Genomic DNA, 19,587 nt, shown 5'->3' with positions numbered 1-19,587 from the left:
CAACAAGGAGACAAGCATGACAACGCAACACCCCTCTTCCCGCCTGGCGGTACTGGCCCTGGCCGGTGCCCTGTCGACGGCCGCCTTGGCCACCGAAGGCGGGGGCTCCACCTACCCGCTGGGCACCGAGAACTTCATAGCCGGTGCTGCCCCGCCGCCCGGGCTGTATGTGCTGGAGTACCTGAATTACTACACCACCAGCCGCGTGAACGATGGCCAGGGCAATGCCCTGCCCATCCCCGGCTTCAAGGTGCGCGCGGCGGCAGCGGCCACGCGCCTGATCTGGATCACACTGCAGCAGGCGCTGGGCGGCCAGGTGACCGCGCACGCCATCCTGCCGCTGGTGGACCTGTCGGTGCGGGCCGGCGGCGCAAGCGACTCGCGCACCGGCCTGGGCGACGTGACGGTGGGCGCTGGGGTGGCCTGGCACCACTCGGCCCAATTGCACAGCGTGCTGGGCCTGGACGCCGTGCTGCCCACCGGGGCCTACGACCGCACGCGCCAAGCCAACATTGGCCGCAACTACCTGTCGGTGCAGCCCCTGGGTGTGCTGACCTTCACGGACCCCGCCGGTTTCAACGGCGATGTGAAGGCCACGCTCAACTTCAACCGCACCAACAGCGACACCGACTACCGCTCGGGCCGCGAGCTCATCGTGGACTACGCCGCAGGCTGGGGCCTGGGCAATGGCTGGGTGCTGGGCGTGGGCGGCTACCTGTACCGGCAATGGAGCGATGACAAGGTGGGCGGCGTGGCCCTGGCGGGCTCGCGTGGCCGCAGCCAGTCGATCGGGCCTTCCGTGCGCTACGCCGACGGCAAGGGCTGGCTCATCACCGCCAAGCTCGAGAGAGAGTTCGGTGTGCGCAACCGCGCCCAGGGCTCGCAGTTCTGGCTCAAGACCACCGTGCCTTTCTGAACCCCACGCCCACTCTCTGAGAAATCACCATGAAAAATACACTTCCATCCTTCCCCGTGGCCGCCGAGACGGCCACGCCCCGCAAACTCTCGCGCCGTGACTTGATCACTGCGGCGGGTGCCGGCAGCCTGACGCTGGGCTCCGGCCCGCTGTGGGCCCAGGCGGCCGCTGCGGCGCCCGTGCTCAAGGTGGGCTTCATCAGCCCCCGCACCGGGCCGCTGGGCGCACTGGGCGAGACCGACAGCTTCATCCTGGCGCAGGTGCGCAAGACCCTGGCCGCAGGCCTGACCATCGGCGGTGTGAAATACGCGGTGGAGATCCTGGACCGCGACACCCAGTCGGACCCGGCTCGCGCGAGCCAGTTGGCCAAGGGCCTGATCAACAACGACAAGATCGACCTCATGCTCACCACCACCACGCCCGAGACGGTGAACCCGGTGTCGGATGCGTGCGAGGCGGCGGGCGTGCCCTGCCTGTCCACCGTGATGCCGTGGGAGGCCTGGTACTTCGGCCGGGGCGCCAAGCCCGGCGCGCCTTCGCCCTTCAAGTGGACCTACCACTTCTCGTTCGGCGGTGGCGGGTTCGCCAAGTCCTACCTTTCGCAGTTCTCCCTGGTGCCCACCAACCGGAAGATCGGCGTGCTCTACCCCAACGACGCCGACGGCAACGCCATCCGCGCCACGCTGGCGCCCGAGCTCAGCAAGGCCGGCTTCACTGTGGTGGACGCAGGGCCCTATGAAAACGGCACCACCGACTTCTCTGCGCAGATAGCGCGCTTCAAGGCCGAGCGCTGCGAGGTCTTCAACACCTTCCCCATTCCGCCGGACTTCGCCACCTTCTGGCGGCAGGCGGCCCAGCAGGGCTACACGCGCATGGTGAAGATCGCGCAGATCGCCAAGACCGGCCTCGTGCCCTCGCAGGTGGAGGCCCTGGGCCCGCTGGCGGTGAACCTGGGCGCGGGGTGCTTCTGGCACAAGACCTTTCCCTATGCATCGCCGCTCACCGGGCTCACCGGGGTGCAACTGGCCGATGCCTACGAGGCTGCCACGGGCAAGCAGTGGACGCAGATGCTGGGCTCCACGATGTCGCTGTTCGATGCGGGCAGCGAGGCCTTGAAGGCCAGCACCAACCCGCGCGACAAGGCAGCGCTGGCGCGTGCCATCAGCACGCTCAGGGCCACCACCATGCAGGGGCCGGTGGACTTTGCCAAAGGGCCCGTGCCCAACGTGTCGGTGACGCCGGTGGTGGGTGCGCAGTGGGTCAAACCTGCGCAGGGCAGCAAGTTCAAGCTGGACATCAGCATCACCGAGAACGCCAACGACCGCAGCATTCCGGTCGCGGCGGCCCTGAAGTCCTACAGCTGAGCGGCCATGGCACATCTACAACCACGAGGCCTGCCTGCGGGCGGCCCGTTGCTGCTGAATGCCCAGGGCATAGGGATGCGCTTTGGCGCGCTAAAGGTGCTGGACCGGCTGGACTTTTCCGTGGGCGCCGATGAGGCCGTGGGCATCGTCGGGCCCAACGGTGCGGGCAAGACCACGCTGCTGAACGTGCTGGCCGGGGCGCATGCGCCCAGCCAGGGAACCGTCTGGTTCAAGGGGGTGGACGTGGGCGCCTGGGGCGCGGCAGACCGCTGCCGCGCAGGCATTGCGCGCACCCACCAGGTGCCGCGACCGTTCCTGGGCATGACGGTGTTCGAGAACGTCCTGGCCGCCGCCACGCACGGCGCCGGCCTGAACGCCCGCGATGCGGGCGACCGGGCCATGGAGGCCCTGCACCTGTGCGGCATGGGGGCACTGGCCAACCGCCGCGCGGAAACCCTGGGCCTGCTGGGCCGCAAGCGGCTGGAGCTGGTGCGCGCGCTGGCCACACAGCCCACCGTGCTGCTGCTCGACGAGATCGGCGGCGGCCTGACCGATGCCGAGGCGAGCGAACTGGTGGACCTGGTGCGCGCCATCCGCAGCCACCGCATCGCCATCGTCTGGATAGAGCACCTCGTGCATGTGCTGCTGCAGGTGGCCACGCGCCTGGTGTGCATGGAGGGCGGCCGGGTCATCGCCAGTGGCGATCCGCAGGCCGTGCTGGCCGACGCCACGGTGGTCGAGGCCTATCTGGGCGGGGTGGCGGCATGAGCGCCCTTCTGGACATCGGTTCTGTGGACGCCCACCACGGGCAACTGCCTGCCGTGCGCAGCGTGTCGCTGCAGGTGCACCCGGGCGACATCCTGGCCCTGGTCGGCGCCAACGGCGCGGGCAAGACCACATTGCTGCGCACCGTGGCCGGCGCACACCGCGCCAGCAGCGGCACGCTGCGGTGGGACGGCGAGGACATCACCTGCCTACCCGCCCACCAGCGCGTGGCCCGGGGGCTGGCCCTGGTGCCCGAAGGGCGGCGCCTGTTTGCCGGCATGACGGTGCGCGAGAACCTGCTGGTGGCGCGGGCGGCCGGCCGGCGCGGGCCCTGGACGCTGGACACGGTGCTCGGTGCATTCCCCCAGCTGCAGCCCAAGCTGCATGCGCGGGCGGGCGAGCTGTCGGGCGGGCAGCAGCAGGCCGTGGCCATTGGCCGCGCGCTGATGACCAACCCGCGCCTGCTGCTGCTCGACGAAATATCACTAGGCCTGTCGCCCCTGGCCGTGCAAGGTGTGTACGACGCGCTGCGCGGCGTGGTGGGACAGGGTACCCCCCTGGTGCTGGTGGAGCAGGACCTGCAGCGTGTGCAGGCCGTTGCCACCCGCATCGTCTGCATGCTTGAAGGCCGCGTGGTGGCCGATGCGCCTGCGGCCGAACTCTCGCGTGCGCAGATCACCGCGCATTACTTCGGTGCGCAGCGGCCTGAGAGCGCGCGCACCGTTCACCACGCAGGTAGCCCAGGCGAGGCGTCTGCCGACAACCTCTACAAGGTGGCCGCATGAACCTGCTCAACCAGATCATCCAGGGCCTCTTGCTGGGGGGCTATTACGCCCTGCTGGCCTGCGGGCTGTCATTCATGTTCGGGGTCATGCGCATCATCAACCTGGCCCATGGCAGCTTGGCCGTGGTGGCCGCCTACCTGCTGTGGCTGCTGGCCGAGCCCATGGGCTGGCACCCGCTGCTGGCCCTGCTGGCGGTGCTGCCCGCCATGGCGCTGCTGGGCTGGGTGTTGCACCGGCTGGTGCTGGAGCGCAGCGCACGCCTGGGGGCACTGGTGCCCCTGCTCGCCACCTTCGGCCTGGCCAGTGTGATCGACAACCTGCTGTTCCAGCACTTCGGCGCCGACACCCGTTCGCTGGCCACCGCCATCGGCACGCTGGCCTACGACAGCTGGGAGCTGCCCGGCGGCATCTACGTGGGGCAACTGCCCGCCATGGTGCTGGTGTTTGCGGTGACCCTGCTGGGCGGACTGCACGCGATGCTGGCGCACACGGCGCTGGGGCGGCAGATCCGCGCGGCCTCGGAAGACGCCGACACCGCACGCCTGGTGGGCGTGCACACCGGGGCCGTGTTTGCAGCGGCCTCGGCCATCACCACGGTCACCGTTACCCTGGCCGGGGCATCGCTGGCCATGCGGGCCACGTTCGACCCGTTCTCGGGGCCACAGCAGCTCATCTTTGCGTTCGAGGCCGTGATCATCGGCGGCGCGGGCTCGCTGTGGGGCACGCTGCTGGGCGGCGTGGTGCTGGGCGTGGCGCAGAACCTGGGGGCGCAGGTGCATCCCCAGGGCTTTTTGATCGCCGGGCATGCCACCTTCCTCGCCATCCTGCTGGCCCGGCTCTGCGCGAGCGGCGCACTGCGCAGCTTCTTTTCCACCCGCCGTCAGCCCACACCATGAGCCTCCCTATGAGTTCCCCTTCTCCTGCACCCGTGGGCCAGCCCGCCTGGACCATTCAGCGCTGGACGCGTGCATCCGCTGTCTGCGCCGGGGCCGCCGTGCCGCTACTGGCCGTGCTCTTTCTGGGTCCGCTGTGGCTGCAGGCGGGCACGGTGGACCGGCTCACCACGCTGTTCATCTACGTCATCCTGGCGGTGATGTGGAACGCCCTGGCGGGCTATGCCGGGCTGGTGTCGATTGGCCACCAGGCATTCTTCGGGCTCGGTGCCTACGCCATGGTCCGGCTGGCCGATGCAGGCCTGGGCCCGTACCCCGCGCTGTTGCTGGGTGCCGTGCTGGTGGCGCTGGTGGCGGTGCCGCTGGCGGCCTTCATGCTGCGCCTGCAGGGCGGCGAGTTCGCCATCGGCATGTGGGTGGTGGCCGCGCTCGCGCACCTGTGCGTGAACCTGGACAGCCTGGTGCAGGGCGAAACCGGTACCTCCATGATTGCGCTGCAGCAGTACGCTGCGGGCGAGCGGCGTGCCTATACCTACTGGGCGGCGCTGGCGGCCATGGCGGGGCTGTGCGGGGCCGTGTTCCTGCTCTTGCGCAGCAAGGTGGGCACGGCGGCGCAGGCCATCCGCGACAACGAGACGGCGGCCATCTCCATCGGCGTGCGCGTGGTGGCCGTCAAGCGCCTGGTGTTCGTGCTGTCGGCGTTCGGCTGCGCGCTGGCCGGGGGGCTGTGGCTGGCCACGTCGATCAGCTTTCAGCCCAAAACGTACTTCAGCGTGCAATGGACGGCCTACATGATCTTCATGGTGCTGGTGGGCGGCATCGGCACCATGGAAGGCCCCATCCTGGGCGCGCTGCTGTTCTTTGCGGTGGAGACCTGGTGGGGCGGCCAGGGCGTGGCCTACCTCATCGGGCTGGGGGCCGTCGCCATGTTGTTTGCGCTGTTCCTGCCCAAGGGAATATGGGGTGCGGTGCAACAGCGCTGGGACCTGCACCTGCTGTCGGCCGGCTACCGCGTGCGCGCACGCGAACCTCATACGGATTTGCATTCAATCGGATAGCTAGGCGGTAAGCCGCAGACAGTGCCATAGCACGGCAAGGCGACCCAACGACGCTAGCCGGTTGAAGGCAAATCCGTATCAGTCCAGCCCGGCAGAGGCCACCAACCGCTGCGTGTAGGGGTGCTGCGGTGCATCCAGCACCTGGCCCACGGGGCCGCTTTCGAGCACGTTGCCGTCCTTCATCACCAGCACCTCGTGCGCCATGGCGCGTATCACCTGCACGTCGTGTGTGATGAGCAGGTAGCTCAGCCCCTTTTCCTTTTGCAGGCGCTGCAGCAGCTTGAGCACCTGCTGCTGGATGGTCACATCGAGCGCACTGGTGGGCTCGTCGAGCACCAGCAGCTGCGGCTGCACGATGAGGGCGCGCGCAATGGCCAAGCGCTGGCGCTGCCCGCCCGAGAATTCATGCGGGTAGCGGGCCAGCAGGCCAGGGAACTGCGCCTCGGCCAGGCCTACCTCGGCCAGGGCCGCCTCCACGCGGGTGCGCCGCTCGGCCACGCTGAGCGTGGCCTCGTGCACGCGCATGCCTTCGCCCACGATCTCCTCCACCGTGAGGCGTGGCGACAGCGATGAGAACGGGTCCTGGAACACCACCTGCACCTTGCGGCGCAGTTGCTGGTTGGCCGGCGAGTTGCGCATGGCCGGCGCCTGCCAGCCCTGCCCCGCCACCTGCAGCGATCCGCCAAACGGCAGCAGCCCCAGAATGGCCTGGGCCAGGGTGGACTTGCCCGAGCCCGATTCACCCACTACCCCGAGCGTGCGGCCGGGTGGCAGCGCCAGGCTGGCGCCCTGCACGGCCACGAACTCGCCCTTCTTGAACCAGCCACGCAAGCCAGGCAGTGGCGTGGGGTAGACCACACGCAGGTCGCTGGCCTGCAGCACGGGCGGGGTGCCGGGCGCAGGTGCGATTTCGGTCACGTCGCGCTGGGGCTGGCTTTGCATCAGCTTGCGGGTGTAGGCATGCTGGGGCGCACCGAACACCTCGGCCACTGCGCCCTGCTCCACCAGCACGCCCTGCTCCATCACGGCCACGCGGTCAGCAAAGCGGCGCACCAGGTTCAGGTCATGGGTGATGAGCAGCACGGCCATGCCGGTCTGGCGCTGCAGGTCGGACAACAGGTCAAGGATCTGGCCGCGCAGGGTCACGTCGAGCGCAGTGGTGGGTTCGTCGGCCAGCAGCAGTTGCGGCTCGCTGGCCAGGGCCATGGCGATCATGGCGCGCTGGCGCTGCCCGCCCGAGAGCTGGTGCGGGAAAGAATTGGCCCGGCGCGCAGGCTCCGGGATGCCGGTCTTGGCCAGCAGCTCGATGGCGGCCTGGGCACACTGCGCGCCCGTGAGGCCCTTCTTGAGCTGCAGGATCTCGGCGATCTGCTGGCCTATGGTCATCAGCGGGTTCAGCGCCGTCATGGGCTCCTGGAAGACCATGGCGATCTCGCCGCCGCGCACGCCGCGCATCTCACGCTCGCTCAGCGCCAGCAGGTCGCGCCCGCGCAGCAGCGCCTGGCCGCTGACCCGGGCATCGCCCGCCAGGCGCAGCAGGCTCAGCGCGGTGATGGTCTTGCCCGAGCCCGATTCGCCCACCAGGGCGAGCTTTTCGCCGGGGGCGATGGTGAAGCTGGCGCCGCTCACCACTTCCTTGGTGCCGAAGTGCACATGGAGATCGCGCACATCGAGCAAAGGGCCCGAAGGTGCCATGCCTGGACTGGATGCGGCGCTCACTTGTCGGCCTTTCGCGGGTCCAGGGCGTCGCGCAGCGCATCGCCCATGAAGGTCAGCAGCAGCAGGGTGATCACCAGCACGGCAAAGGTGCTCAGCGATATCCACCAGGCATCGATGTTGTTCTTGCCCTGGCTCAGCAGCTCGCCCAGGCTGGGCGTGCCGGGTGGAACACCCAGGCCCAGGAAGTCGAGGGCGGTGAGCGACAGAATGGCGGCGCTCATGCGAAACGGCAGAAAAGTGACCACAGGGGTCAGGCTGTTGGGCAGGATGTGGCGCCAGATGATCTGTGCGTTGCTGACACCCAGGGCGCGCGCGGCCTTCACGTAGTCGAGCTGTCGGTTGCGCAAGAACTCGGCGCGCACATAGTCCGACAGGCCCATCCAGCCAAACAGGGAGAGCAGGATGAGCAGCAGCGAGATGCTGGGCGAAAACAGCGCACTGAAGATGATGAGCAGGTACAGCTCCGGCATGGAGCCCCAGATCTCGATGAAGCGCTGGAACGCCAGGTCCGTCTTGCCGCCGAAGAAGCCCTGGATCGCGCCGGTGATGATGCCCAGCACGGTGCCGATGAAGGTCAGTGCCAGGCCGAACAGCACGCTGACGCGAAAGCCGTAGAGCAACTGGGCCACCATGTCCCGGCCGCGGTCATCGGTGCCCATCCAGTTGTCCCGCGTGGGGGCCGATGGATTGGGCTCCTTGGCGAAGTAATTGAGGGTGGTGGGCCCGTAGGGGATAAGGGTGTAGAGCGCCCAGTTGCTGCCGGCGCTCAAGCGCTGCTGAATGAAGGGGTCCAGGTAGTCCGTGGGGGTCTCGAAATCACCACCGAAGGTCTTTTCGGGGTAGGTCTGGAGCATGGGGAAGTAGGTCTGCCCTTCGTAGCGCACGATCAGGGGCCGGTCGTTGCTGACCAGCTCGGCCGCCAGGCTGATGACCACCAGCACGCAGAAGATCACCAGGCTCCACAAGCCCAGGCGGTTGCGTTTGAAGCGCAGCCAGGCCCGGCGCGAGGGAGAAAGGGACACGGGGGCCGTTGAGGCGGCTGGCGGGGCAACCGGCATGGCGGCTGCGGTGCTGCTGGAGGGACTTGCAGAGGGCAGGTTCATGCGGTCAGTCAAACTTCACGCGGGGATCAACCCACACATAGCACAGGTCGCTGATGAGCTTGGTGACCAGGCCGATCAGGGTGAAGAGGTACAGCGTGCCCAGCACCACGGGGTAGTCGCGGCGGATCACGCTCTCGTAGCCGAGCAGGCCCAGGCCGTCGAGCGAGAACAGCGTCTCGATCAACAGCGAGCCGGCGAAAAAGGCTCCGATGAAGGCGGCAGGGAAGCCGGTGATGATGGGAATCAGCGCGTTGCGGAACACGTGTTTCCACAGCACCTGCCGCTCCGACAGGCCCTTGGCCCGCGCCGTCAGCACGTACTGCTTGCGAATCTCTTCGAGAAAGGCGTTCTTGGTGAGCATGGCCGTCACCGCAAAGCTGCCGGCCACCATGGCCGTGACCGGCAGGGTGATGTGCCACAGGTAGTCGACGATGCGCGCGCCCCAGGTCATCTGGTCCCAGTTGGACGACACCAGTCCACGCAGCGGGAACCATTGCAGCTGCCCGCCAAAAATCACCAGCAGCGCCACCCCGAGCACGAAGCCCGGTATGGCATAGCCCACCAGGATGAGCAGCGTGGTCACCAGGTCGAAGCGCGAGCCCGCGCGCACCGCCTTGGCCACGCCCAGCGGTACGGCAACCAGGTAGCTGATGAAAAAGGTCCAAAGCCCCAGGCTGATGGAGACAGGCAGCTTTTCCTTCACGAGCTCCCACACGTTCTTGTTCTGGAAGAAGCTCTTGCCCAGGTCGAAGCGCGCAAACTGGCCCAGCATGATGAAGAAGCGCTCGTGCGCGGGCTTGTCGAAACCATAGAGCGCCTTGATCTGCTCCACCCGCTTGGGATCCACACCCTGGTCACCTCGGTAGACCATGCCGCCGCCTTCCGCACCGCGCCCCTTGCCTGCTGCAGCGCGCGCCTCGGCCATGTACTGCTCCACCGGGCCGCCAGGCACAAACTGGATCACCGCAAAGGTCAAAAGCAATACGCCCAACAGGGTGGGCAGCATGAGCAGCAGGCGTTTGGCGATGTAGGCAAGCATGGCGTGTGGCTGGGCTCCAGGGGTCAGGGCTGCATCGGGGGCTGGGCCATCATGGCTTGATGATGCTCCACCAGGAGAACATCAGCCACTCTTCTGCCTTGGCATAGGGGGGCATGGGCTCCTTGTAGGCCAAGCGCTGCTGGTTATAGACCACGCGGTGCGACGACAGGGTCCACTGCGGGATCAGGTAGTGGCTGTGCATGATCAAGCGGTCCAGCGCGCGGCAGGCGGGCAGCAGCTCGGCCTTGGTGTCGGCGCGCGTCAATCTGGTGACGATGGCGTCGACGGCCGGGCTCTTCACCCCCGTGTAGTTGCCAGCGCCCTCGACATCGGCGCGCTTGCTGCCGAAGTACTCCTGCATCTCCTGGCCCGGGTTGTAGGTGCCCTGAAACGCCAGGCTGATCATGTCGAAGTCGAACTTGTCCAGGCGCTGCTGGTACAGGGCATAGTCCACCGTGGCAAAGCGCAAGGTGACGCCCAGCTTTTCCAGATTGCGTATCCAGGGGGTCACGGTGCGGGCACCGCCCTCTTTGCTGTCCAGGAACTCGATCACCATGGGGTCGCCCTTGGCGTTGCGCAGGGCCCCGTCGCGGTAGGTCCAGCCCGCATCGACCAGCAGTTGGCGGGCGCGGCGCAGGTTCTCGCGCAGCGAATGGCCTTCGCCCTCGGTCACCGGCGGCTGGTACATGGGGCCGAACACAGCCTCAGGCACCTTGCCACGCCAGGGCTCCAGCAGCTTGAGCTCCTCGGGGCCGGGGGTGCCGGTGGCCTGGCAGTCGGTGTTGCCGAACAGGTCGGTCACGCGCGGGTAGCCGCCGTAGAACATCTGGCGGTTCATCCACTCGTAGTCGATGGCCAGTCCCAGCGCCTCGCGCACACGCGGGTCGCTCAGCATGGGCCGGCGGGTGTTGAGCACATAGCTCTGAAAGCCCGCAGGCAGGCGGTGCTTCATGTCCTTCTTGACCAGCACACCCTGCTTGAACAGCTTGCCGTTGATGCGGCGCGCCCAATCGCCTGCCGAGTACACGGTCATGAAGTCGAACTCGCCGGCCTTCACGGCCTCCAGCCGGGCGGTGTTGTCCTTGTAGATCTTGACGGTAATGTTGTCGAAGTTGAACGCGCCCTTGTTCACGTTCAGGTTGCGGCCCCAATAATTGGGGTCGCGCGCATAGGTGATGTCGCGCCCGAAGGCCACCGGACCGATGCGGTACGGGCCGCTGCCGATGGGCGTGTCGGTCACGACCTCATCGAAGCGCTTGGCCTTGCCATCGGCCTGGCGGCCCCAGGCGCGGCTGAAGATGGGCAGGCTGCCCACCGTGAGCGGCAGTTCGCGGTTGGGCAGCTTGAAGCGAAAGCGCACCGTGCGCTTGTCGACCACGTCCACGCCGGCCACTTCCTGCAGCGAGGTGGCGTAGCCAGGCGAGGCCTGGGGGCTGATCAGCGTCTCATAGGTGTGCTTGACGTCGGCCGCCTCCACGGGGCTGCCATCGTGAAAGCGTGCCTCGGCCCGCAGGCGGAACGTTGCGCTGAGCCGGTCGGGCGCCACGTCCACGTCCTCGGCCAGCAGGCCGTAGCCCGAAGCGGTCTCGTCCATGGAGCCGGTGAGCAGTGTCTCGAACAGCAGGTCCGACAGGTAGGCCGGCGGCGACCCCTTCATGGTGAAGGGGTTGTACTTGTCGAAGGTGGAGTAGCGCAGGTTGCTCACCATGCGCAGCTCGCCCCCCTTTGGTGCATCGGGATTCACATAGTCGAAGTGGGCAAAGCCGGCTGGGTACTTGAGGTCACCCCACAGCGCATAGCCGTGCGCGGCCCAGGCCGGTGCCGTGCAACAACCCATCAGCAAAAAAGTGAGCCAAAACCGCATGCGACAATTCTGCACTACGTTCGGCCGGCCCTGCAGCGGATAGCGCATATCCATACGCGGTGAATACCCCCGGCCCTGCATCGCCATTCATTCCCCCAATTCCACAGGAGAACAAACCATGGGTTTTCTGACCGGCAAGAAGCTGCTCATCACGGGCGTGCTGTCCAACCGCTCCATCGCCTACGGTATCGCCCGGGCCTGCCACGCGCAGGGCGCAGAACTTGCCTTCAGCTACGTGGGCGAGCGCTTCAAGGACCGCATCACCGACTTCGCGGCCGAGTTTGACTCCAAGCTCATTTTCGACTGCGACGTGGGCAGCGACGAGCAGATCGACCGCATGTTCGCCGAACTGGCCCAGGTGTGGCCAAAGTTTGACGGCTTCTTGCACAGCATCGGCTTCGCTCCGCGCGAAGCCATCGCCGGCGACTTCCTGGAAGGCCTGTCGCGCGAGTCGTTCCGCATTGCGCACGACATCAGCGCCTACAGCTTCCCGGCCATGGCCAAGTCGGCCCTGCCCTACCTCAACGAGAAATCTTCGCTGATCACGCTGAGCTACCTGGGCGCGCTGCGCACCATCCCCAACTACAACACCATGGGCCTGGCCAAGGCCAGCCTGGAAGCCAGCGTGCGCTACCTGGCCGAGGCGCTGGGCCCCAAGGGCATGCGTGTGAATGGCATCAGCGCCGGGCCGATCAAGACACTGGCTGCCAGCGGAATCAAGGACTTTGGCAAGCTGCTGTCGATGGTGGCGGATTCTTCTCCATTGCGCCGCAATGTGACCATTGAGGACGTGGGGAATGTGGCGGCGTTTTTGCTGTCGGATCTGGCCGGAGGGATGACGGCTGAGATCACGTATGTGGATGGTGGGTTCAGCCAGACGGCTGGGGTTAGCCGGGATACGGTGGGCTGATTGTCTTTGTTTGAAGCTTCACGGCCTTCGGGTCTGTGGATGCTTCAGTTGTTGATTGAAGGGCGGAGGCCGGGGTGTGCGCCCGGCGGCGCACCTACCTTCTTTTGCGTCGCCAAAAGAAGGTAGGCCAAGAAAAGGCGACCCCGCTGCCCGTGTCCCCCTCGCACTGCGTACGAGGGGGCAGCCTGCGATGCTCGGTCCTGGGGTGACGCCGAAGAACTCCCTGCGCTGCCTCTGCGAGGCAGCTCCGGTCAAACAGCTTCGGCGAGCCAGATGACGATGCGCGTGTCCTTCGGCACGCGCTCACCCCAGGCCCTGCGCTTCTCGGCACGGTCAGAAGGGGGTGGGAGCGGGCTCCATACGGGCCATTGCTTCGCTCGGCCTGTGGTCCTTCGATGCGCTCGGCTCGCCAGGGCGGCTGCGCCGCCCGTCGGCAGCGCGCAGCGCGTACCCGACCCCAGGCGCAGCTGCGAAGCAGCAGCCGTCTCTGACCCCGCTCCCCACCCCTGCTGGCTGCGCCGAGAAGCGCAGGGGCTGGGGTGGGTGCGTGTGCCGAAGGACACACGCACTTCGTGCTCTAGCTTGCCGATGCTGTTTGAGCGGAGTTCGAAGAACGCAGCGAGTTCATCGGCACCACCCCAGTTCCGAGCATCGCAGGTTGCCCCCATCGCCCGACAGGGCGATGGGGGACGCAGACTGGGGGCCGCCTTCTCTTTGGTGACTTTCTCTTGGCGGCCTAGAGAAAGTTACTGCGCCGCCGGGTGCACATCCCGGCTCCCGCCCTCAATCAAGGCAAAGAGCTACCACAGCCGACAAATCAACGATGGCTCAGCCGACGCACAGCCCAATCCCCAAGGCTCTGCACCGCCTGCACAAAGAAAATCAACACCAACACAACAGCCAACATGATCTCCGGCAAAAACCGCTGGTACCCATAACGGATCCCCAGATCCCCCAGCCCACCACCACCAATAGCCCCTGCCATGGCCGAGTACCCAGTGAGGCTGACAAAGGTGATGGTCAAGCCGGCAACGATGCCAGGCAAAGCCTCAGGCAGCAGCACCTTCCAGACGATCTGGCTGGTGGTAGCCCCCATGGCCTGAGCGGCTTCGACGAGGCCGTGGTCGACCTCGCGCAGGGCGGCTTCCACCAGGCGCGCCACGAAGGGGGCCGCCGCAATGGTCAGCGGCACCACGGCCGCCGCCGTGCCGATGGACGAGCCCGTGATGAAGCGCGTGAACGGAATGATGGCCACCAGCAGGATGATGAAGGGCGTGGAGCGCACGGCATTCACCAGCCAGCCCACGAGCTTGTTCACGGGGCTGTTTTCCAGCACGCCGCCCTGGTCCGTGAGGCGCAGGAACACGCCCAGCGGCACACCCAGCAGGCCTCCGACAAGGCCGGAGATGCCCACCATGATGAGCGTCTCCCACAGGGATGAGGCAAAGAGCTCCAGCATGGCCGGAGTGAAATGGTCGAACATGGCTTGTTGCCCCCTCAGGTTTCAATCGTGACTTGTTCGACCGCGACGCCACCGGCGCGCAGGTGCTCCACGGCGCCACGCAGGCGTTCAGGCTCACCACTCGCATAGACGGCCAGCGAGCCGAAGGCCTCGTCCTGGATCTCGTCGACCTGGCCGTGCAGGATGCTCATGTCCACGCCGAACTCGCGGATCAGTTGCGACAGGATGGGCTGGTAGGCGCTGTCACCCGAGTACGACAGGCGCAAAAGCCGGCCGGTGTTGCCGGGTGCCGTGGCGGCCAGTTGGCCGGTGAGCTTGCGCACATGGTCGAGCACGCTGGCGGGCAGCTCCTGCGGCAATATCTCGTCGATCAGGCTCTTGGTGATGGCCTGCTGGGGGCGGGTGAAGACCTCCAGCACCCGGCCCTGCTCCACGATGCGGCCGGCCTCGATCACGGCCACGCGGTCCGCCACCTGCTTGATGACCTGCATCTGGTGGGTGATGAGTACCACCGTGAGGCCCAGTTCGCGGTTCACCTGGCGCAGCAGGTCGAGGATGGCGCGCGTGGTCTCGGGGTCGAGCGCCGAGGTGGCCTCATCCGAGAGCAGCACCTTGGGGCGGCTGGCCAGGGCGCGCGCAATGCCCACGCGCTGCTTTTGCCCGCCGCTGATCTGTGCCGGGTAGCGGTTGGCCAGGGCCGACAGGCCCACCAACTCCAGCAGCGGGTTCACCCGCTCGCGGATGGCAGCCTTGTCCATGCCCGCCAGCTCCAGTGGAAGCGCAGCGTTGTCGAACACCGTGCGCGAGGACAGCAGGTTGAAATGCTGGAACACCATGCCGATGTCGCGCCGCGCCGCGCGCAGTTGCGCGTCGTCCAGCTTCGTCAGGTCGCGGCCGTTGACGATGACCTCGCCCTCTGTAGGCCGGTTGAGCAGGTTGATGACCCGCACCAGCGAGCTCTTGCCGGCACCACTCTTGCCGATGATGCCGAAGACCTCGCCCGGGTTGATGTGCAGGTCAATGCCCCGAAGGGCTTCCACCGGGCCTTGTGGGCCCGGATAAATCTGGGTGATACCCCGTAAGTCGATCATGAAACGCAAAGGGCCGCCGTACGCCTGTGGCGCCGGTTCGGCCCTGGATGAAGAGGATTAGGGAATGTACTATTGCAACATAAAGAAACCAACTATCAAAAAATTGAGTAATAAGACATGTTGGTTATTTAGAAAGCCCCCACCCTGCTGCATCATGCAGTGGCGGCCTGCATAACCCGGCCCTGCACCTTGCGCGACACAAGCACACCCAGCACCACGATGCCGAGCGAGGCGATCGAGAACACCTGCGCGATCCAGCCCCGGTCCACACTGGCCGCCACTGCCAGCACTCCGACCGACTGGCCCAGGAACAGCAGGCAGGCGAACAGCGTGACCGCCGTGCCGCGCGCCTCGGGCGCCATCTGCGTGGCCTGCACCTGCAAGGTGTTGTGCAGCATGTAGAAACCCAGGCCTGCACAGAAGCAGCCCACCACCGCCAGGTGCACCACGGGCGCCCAGGCCAGCAGCAGCAGGCCCACCGCGATCATCATGGCACCCAGCAGGGCCAGGCCCTTTTCGCCCAGCAGGGCCAGCCAGCGGCGCGCCATCAGGCTGTAGACCAGGCCACCCACGCCATACAGCACCATCACGCCACCGGCAGCCGAGGCCGACAGGCCAAAGCCATCGACCATGCGCGCCGGCACGAAGGCCATGGTGCCAAAGCCCAGCGCCCCCTCCACCGCCACGATGGCCAGCACCCAGCGCACGCGGGGCATGCGCAGCAGGCGCCCCGTGGTGGCCAGGTAGGCCGGTAGCGAGAAAGCAGCCGGCTCGGCCGGATGGTCACCCGCCGCTGCAGCACCCGCCACCGTGGCACGCATCTGGCGCAGCAGCATGGTGGCAGCCGTGAGGAACAGCACAGACAGCACGGCAAACGCCCAGCGCCAGCCCAGGGCCTCCACCGCGAAGCCGCCGAACCACTGACCCGCCATCATTCCCGACACGGTGGCCACCATGAGCCGGGCCAGCGTCTCCTGGCGCTGCTCGTAGGCCACGCTGTCCCCGATCCAGGCCATGGACAGCGGGATGATGCCCGCCGCCGCCGCACCCATGAACGCGCGCGAGACCACCAATACCGGCAGGGTCGGCGCCAGCGCCGTGACGGCACTGAAGACCGCGCAGGCAAAGGTGGCGCCGATGATCACGCGCACCTTGCCAAAGCGGTCACCGAGCGGGCCGTAAAAGAGCTGCAGCACACCGTAGGCCACCGCGAACGCGGCGATCACTGCCGATGCATCGCCGGTGGTGACATGGAACTCCTGGGACAGGGTGACCAACATCGGATCGCACACGCGCATGGATGCCATGCTGGAGAAGGCCGCCACGCTGATCAGGCGCAGCATCGTCGAGGAAGAATGCATAGGCGCCGATTGTGCGGCGCAGCGTGGCAGGCTGCAGGCGGCGGGTCAAATGCCCTGGGGCGCGGGGCCCCTGCCGTCAGGCCTTGCCGGTATTGAACCGCGTATCGAAGGTGCCCCGCACGTCCAGCCGCTGCTTGAGGAGGCCGGCCGCCAGGTAGAAATCCGCCGTGCGCTGCTGGTCGGCCAACACCTGGGCGTCGATGTCCTGCCAGCGCGTGGCGCGACGCTCGAATTGCAGTTGCGCGGCGTCGGCCGGAATGCCGATGATGCGCGCGAGCGATTGGCCAAAGGGCTTGGCGTTCTGGTACGACCAGACCTGGGCGCGCACCACGCGCTCCTTGAAGTCCTGCAGCACCGCCGTCTTCTCGGCCAGGGCCACCTCGGTGGCGGCCAGGTAGCTCAGCCCGGTCCACAACCCGCGCCCGTTGACCAGCACACGCGCGTGGCCGCTGGTCTCTGCCAGCGCGGTGTAGGGCTCCCAGGTGGCCCAGGCATCGACGGAACCCTGCGTCAGCGCGAGCTTGGCGTCTGGCGGTGGAATGAAGCGCAGCTGCACGTCGTCGGCCTTGAGGCCCGCCGACTCCAGCACCTTGAGCGTGACGAAGTGGCCGATGGAGCCACGGTTGGTCGCAATGCTCTTGCCCTTGAGGTCGGCTGCTGTCTTGAGCGGCGAATTTGGCGCCACCAGCACCGCCGTGCCATAGGCATCGGAACGGCTGGCGGCAAAAGCCTTCACACGGCTGCCTGCGGCCAGCGTGAACAGCAGTGGCGCATCGCCGATGGGTCCGAAATCCACTGCATTGGCGTTGAGCGCCTCGGCCAGCGGCGCAGCCGCAGGGAACTCGCTCCACTTGATGTCGTAGGGCAGGTTCTTGAGCTCGCCTGCAGCGTCGAGCAGGGCCTGCAGCCCGCCTTTCTGGTCGCCCGCACGCAACAGCACGCGCGACTGTGCGTGGGTGAGCACCGGCGACAGAAAGGAACTGGCGGCGACGGAGGCGGTGAGCAGGTGGTTGAATTGGCGGCGCAGCATGGTGGCGTTGGGCAAGAAGTGATCGGGTTGGACAGGCCTCATTGCAGCACCCGCCGCGCGCCAGGCCAACGAAGCCTTGCGTCCATGGATATGCGGTTTTCGCATGCAGCGGACATCGGTCCGGGGTCGGCACCCCGGACCGCATTGCCCCGTCAGCCCAGGGCCGCCTTGCCCGCCGCCACATGCACGCTGTCATCCTGCGGCGTGTGGATGCGCCCGCACAGCACGTCGCGCAAATGGCGCTCCAGCGGGTTGCGCCGGGCCAGGCCGTGGTTGCTGGTGAGCGACAGGGCCACCTCCACCGCATGCACGGCGTTGTGGGTCACGGTGGACTTGATCAGGCCGCTGTCCACCGACGAGACCGGCACACCGGCATCCATGTCGGCCGCCAGGCCGCGCAGCAGGCGCTCATTGGTGAGCAGCAGCCCTTCCAGCGTGCCCACGGCCTCCTGCACGCGCGGCAGGCTGGCCAGCGGCGCGCCCAGGCTGGCGGGGCTGCGCGTGCGCAGGAAGTCGAGCAGCCATTCGCGCGCAGCCCGTGCCACACCGGTGTAGAGCCCGCCCAGCAGGACCACCATCTCGGCCTGCACGGCGGAGTCACCCCGCGCCCAGTCCTGCGGCAGGCGCAGTTCCAGCGCATGGCTGGCGGGCACCGGCACGCTGTCGAAATGCACATCGTGGCTGCCGCTGGCGCGCAGGCCCAGGTGGTCCCAGGTGGGGTCGATGCGGATGCCGGGCGCCCCTGCCCGCACCAGGAAGGCGCCGGTGCGCGGCGCCTCCTCGTCGGTGCGGGCCCACACCACATACCAGCGCAGGATGGGTGCGCCGGTCGAATAGATCTTGTGGCCGGTGATGCGCCAGCCCGCGCCCGCACCCTCACCCGCGCGGCGTGCCACCGTGGCCGGCAGGCCGCCGCGCGCGGGCGAGCCCAGCTCGGGCTCCACACGCAGGGCATTGATCAGCGACACCTCGCGCACCGACTCCTGCACCAGTTGGCGCGCCAGCGCCTCGGGCCAGGGCGAACCGGCCCGGCCCATGGCGCGCTGCTGCATGTACTGCATGGTGAGCACGAGCGCGGTGGCCGGGCAGCCCTGGGCCACGGCACCGACCACCTCGCCCAGTTGGGCCAGGGATGCGCCCTGCCCGCCCAGATGGCGCGCCCCGGCCAGCGACAGCAGACCGGCCTGCTGCAGTTCGGTGAAATTGCGGTGCGGAAAGCTGCCTTCGCGGTCATGCACGGCAGCGCGCGCGCCGAACTCCACGGCCAGCGTGCGGGCCAGTTGGCCTGCCGTGAGGGGCGCGTTCACTGAAGCACCTCGGGGTGCTCGCGCACCACGATGTCGAACAGGCTCTTGAAGGTGAAGTGCGCCCCGCCCGGCCCACCAATCTGCGAATGCGGGTGGCGCGCCACCTCTGGGCGGATGGGCCGGGGCACGCCCGCGGCCTCGGCCAGCAACTGGGTGTGGCAGGCGTTCTCGAGTGCGATGTACCACCAGGCGGCTGCCTCCACCGAGGGGCCGGCGGTCAGGATGCCATGGTTCTGCAGGATCACGGCCTTTTGGTTGCCCAGGGCTTGGCCGATGCGAAAGCCCTCGTCCGTCTCCAGCACCACGCCCGTGAAGTCATCGAACAGCGCATGGTCCTCGTAGAAGATGCACGAGTCCTGCGTGAGCGGGTCGAGCCGGCGGCCCAGCGCCGACCAGGCCTTGCCGTAGGTCGAATGCGTGTGCGCAGCGGCCACGATGTCGGGCCGCGTCTCGTGCAACGCAGCGTGGATGGCGAAGGCCGCCCGGTTCAGCGGGCCATTGCCGACCACAATCTCGCCCGCGGAGTTGACCAGCAACAGGTCCGACACCTTGATCTGTGAGAAATGCAGGCCCAGCGGGTTGACCCAGAAGTGGTCCGCCCACTCCGGGTCGCGCGCCGTGATGTGGCCCGCCAGGCCATGGTCGAAGCCATGCTGGGCAAACAGGCGAAAGGCCACCGCCAGGTTCTCCTGTCGGTGGCGGCGCTCGGCCTCCAGCGTGGCGCGCGCTGCAGGCGGATCGAACCAGTCCTTGCGCTGGGGCGCGGGATTGCGGGCAGGAAAGTTCGGCGACGGGAACAGCGTGGCAGAGGAGGACATCGGGAGGCCTTGTGTCTGGGGAAATGTGCTGTCCACCATAAAGGCCGCCCCCGGCACCGCCAACGAAGAAAAGCGCGTGTACACATTCGGTTTTGGCATGAG

Annotated in this window: 17 protein-coding genes; 7 read left to right on the top strand and 10 right to left on the bottom strand. The window is 67.4% G+C overall.

The window, feature by feature from the left end; genetic code table 11:
* Positions 1-16 precede the first annotated feature (16 nt).
* Genes ACSQ9E_RS09420 through ACSQ9E_RS09395 form a run of 6 tightly spaced genes read left to right on the top strand, consistent with a single transcriptional unit; the run spans position 17 to position 5,781 of the window.
* Positions 17-916 carry a SphA family protein gene (locus tag ACSQ9E_RS09420; RefSeq protein WP_436217548.1) on the top strand — a complete coding sequence of 300 codons (900 nt, stop codon included), beginning with the start codon at positions 17-19 and terminating at the stop codon, positions 914-916.
* 29 nt (positions 917-945) lie between these two features.
* Positions 946-2,280 carry an ABC transporter substrate-binding protein gene (locus ACSQ9E_RS09415; protein ID WP_057206944.1) on the top strand — a complete coding sequence of 445 codons (1,335 nt, stop codon included), beginning with the start codon at positions 946-948 and terminating at the stop codon, positions 2,278-2,280.
* Between the two features lie 6 nt (positions 2,281-2,286).
* The gene (locus tag ACSQ9E_RS09410; protein ID WP_057206946.1) at positions 2,287-3,048 is read left to right on the top strand and encodes an ABC transporter ATP-binding protein; all 762 of its coding nucleotides are present in this window, start codon (positions 2,287-2,289) and stop codon (positions 3,046-3,048) included.
* A complete protein-coding gene (locus ACSQ9E_RS09405; RefSeq protein WP_057206948.1) occupies positions 3,045-3,830 on the top strand; it encodes an ABC transporter ATP-binding protein in 786 nt (261 codons plus the stop codon). Before ACSQ9E_RS09410 ends, ACSQ9E_RS09405 begins: the two co-directional genes overlap by 4 nt.
* On the top strand, positions 3,827-4,726 hold the full coding sequence (locus ACSQ9E_RS09400) for a branched-chain amino acid ABC transporter permease (protein ID WP_436217547.1): 900 nt from the start codon (positions 3,827-3,829) through the stop codon (positions 4,724-4,726). Before ACSQ9E_RS09405 ends, ACSQ9E_RS09400 begins: the two co-directional genes overlap by 4 nt.
* Positions 4,727-4,734: 8 nt before the next feature.
* On the top strand, positions 4,735-5,781 hold the full coding sequence (locus ACSQ9E_RS09395; protein ID WP_436217546.1) for a branched-chain amino acid ABC transporter permease: 1,047 nt from the start codon (positions 4,735-4,737) through the stop codon (positions 5,779-5,781).
* Positions 5,782-5,859: 78 nt separating this feature from the next.
* Here ACSQ9E_RS09395 and ACSQ9E_RS09390 read toward each other — a convergent pair whose 3' ends face one another.
* From ACSQ9E_RS09390 to ACSQ9E_RS09375, 4 genes are read right to left on the bottom strand one after another with little or no spacing between them, the layout of a single operon-like run.
* Entirely contained in the window at positions 5,860-7,476 is a 1,617-nt protein-coding gene (locus ACSQ9E_RS09390) for an ABC transporter ATP-binding protein (RefSeq protein ID WP_436220205.1), read from the bottom strand.
* A gap of 20 nt (positions 7,477-7,496) precedes the next feature.
* Complete coding sequence (locus tag ACSQ9E_RS09385) at positions 7,497-8,603, bottom strand: ABC transporter permease (protein ID WP_057206954.1); 1,107 nt, start codon at positions 8,601-8,603, stop codon at positions 7,497-7,499.
* A gap of 4 nt (positions 8,604-8,607) precedes the next feature.
* On the bottom strand, positions 8,608-9,642 hold the full coding sequence (locus ACSQ9E_RS09380) for a microcin C ABC transporter permease YejB (protein WP_057206956.1): 1,035 nt from the start codon (positions 9,640-9,642) through the stop codon (positions 8,608-8,610).
* A gap of 49 nt (positions 9,643-9,691) precedes the next feature.
* Positions 9,692-11,506, bottom strand: a complete 1,815-nt coding sequence (locus ACSQ9E_RS09375; RefSeq protein WP_436217545.1) for an extracellular solute-binding protein — start codon at positions 11,504-11,506, stop codon at positions 9,692-9,694.
* Positions 11,507-11,624: 118 nt separating this feature from the next.
* Between ACSQ9E_RS09375 and fabI the strand changes: the two genes are divergently transcribed.
* Complete coding sequence (fabI, locus tag ACSQ9E_RS09370; protein WP_436217544.1) at positions 11,625-12,416, top strand: enoyl-ACP reductase FabI; 792 nt, start codon at positions 11,625-11,627, stop codon at positions 12,414-12,416.
* Between the two features lie 817 nt (positions 12,417-13,233).
* Here the strand turns inward: fabI and ACSQ9E_RS09365 are convergent.
* The 6 genes from ACSQ9E_RS09365 to ACSQ9E_RS09340 all read right to left on the bottom strand — a co-directional run bounded on the left by ACSQ9E_RS09365 (position 13,234) and on the right by ACSQ9E_RS09340 (position 19,485).
* Positions 13,234-13,899: a methionine ABC transporter permease gene (locus tag ACSQ9E_RS09365; RefSeq protein WP_057206961.1), complete on the bottom strand. Its 666-nt coding sequence runs from the start codon at positions 13,897-13,899 to the stop codon at positions 13,234-13,236.
* A 14-nt stretch (positions 13,900-13,913) separates the two neighbouring features.
* Entirely contained in the window at positions 13,914-14,969 is a 1,056-nt protein-coding gene (locus tag ACSQ9E_RS09360) for a methionine ABC transporter ATP-binding protein (RefSeq protein WP_436217543.1), read from the bottom strand.
* A gap of 152 nt (positions 14,970-15,121) precedes the next feature.
* Positions 15,122-16,330, bottom strand: a complete 1,209-nt coding sequence (locus ACSQ9E_RS09355) for an MFS transporter (RefSeq protein WP_436217542.1) — start codon at positions 16,328-16,330, stop codon at positions 15,122-15,124.
* Positions 16,331-16,406: 76 nt separating this feature from the next.
* Positions 16,407-17,360: an ABC transporter substrate-binding protein gene (locus ACSQ9E_RS09350; RefSeq protein WP_436217541.1), complete on the bottom strand. Its 954-nt coding sequence runs from the start codon at positions 17,358-17,360 to the stop codon at positions 16,407-16,409.
* Between the two features lie 152 nt (positions 17,361-17,512).
* Positions 17,513-18,667, bottom strand: coding sequence for an acyl-CoA dehydrogenase family protein (locus tag ACSQ9E_RS09345; RefSeq protein ID WP_057206966.1), 1,155 nt, complete (start codon positions 18,665-18,667; stop codon positions 17,513-17,515).
* Positions 18,664-19,485 (bottom strand): class II aldolase/adducin family protein, encoded by an 822-nt coding sequence (locus ACSQ9E_RS09340; protein WP_436217540.1) that lies wholly within the window; start codon positions 19,483-19,485, stop codon positions 18,664-18,666. The genes ACSQ9E_RS09345 and ACSQ9E_RS09340 overlap by 4 nt, the downstream gene beginning before the upstream one ends.
* Between the last annotated feature and the right edge of the window lie 102 nt (positions 19,486-19,587).

This window comes from Acidovorax sp. LjRoot118 (assembly GCF_964253575.1).
Taxonomy (GTDB): domain Bacteria; phylum Pseudomonadota; class Gammaproteobacteria; order Burkholderiales; family Burkholderiaceae_C; genus Acidovorax.
This window is presented reverse-complemented; position numbering and strand designations above follow the sequence as displayed.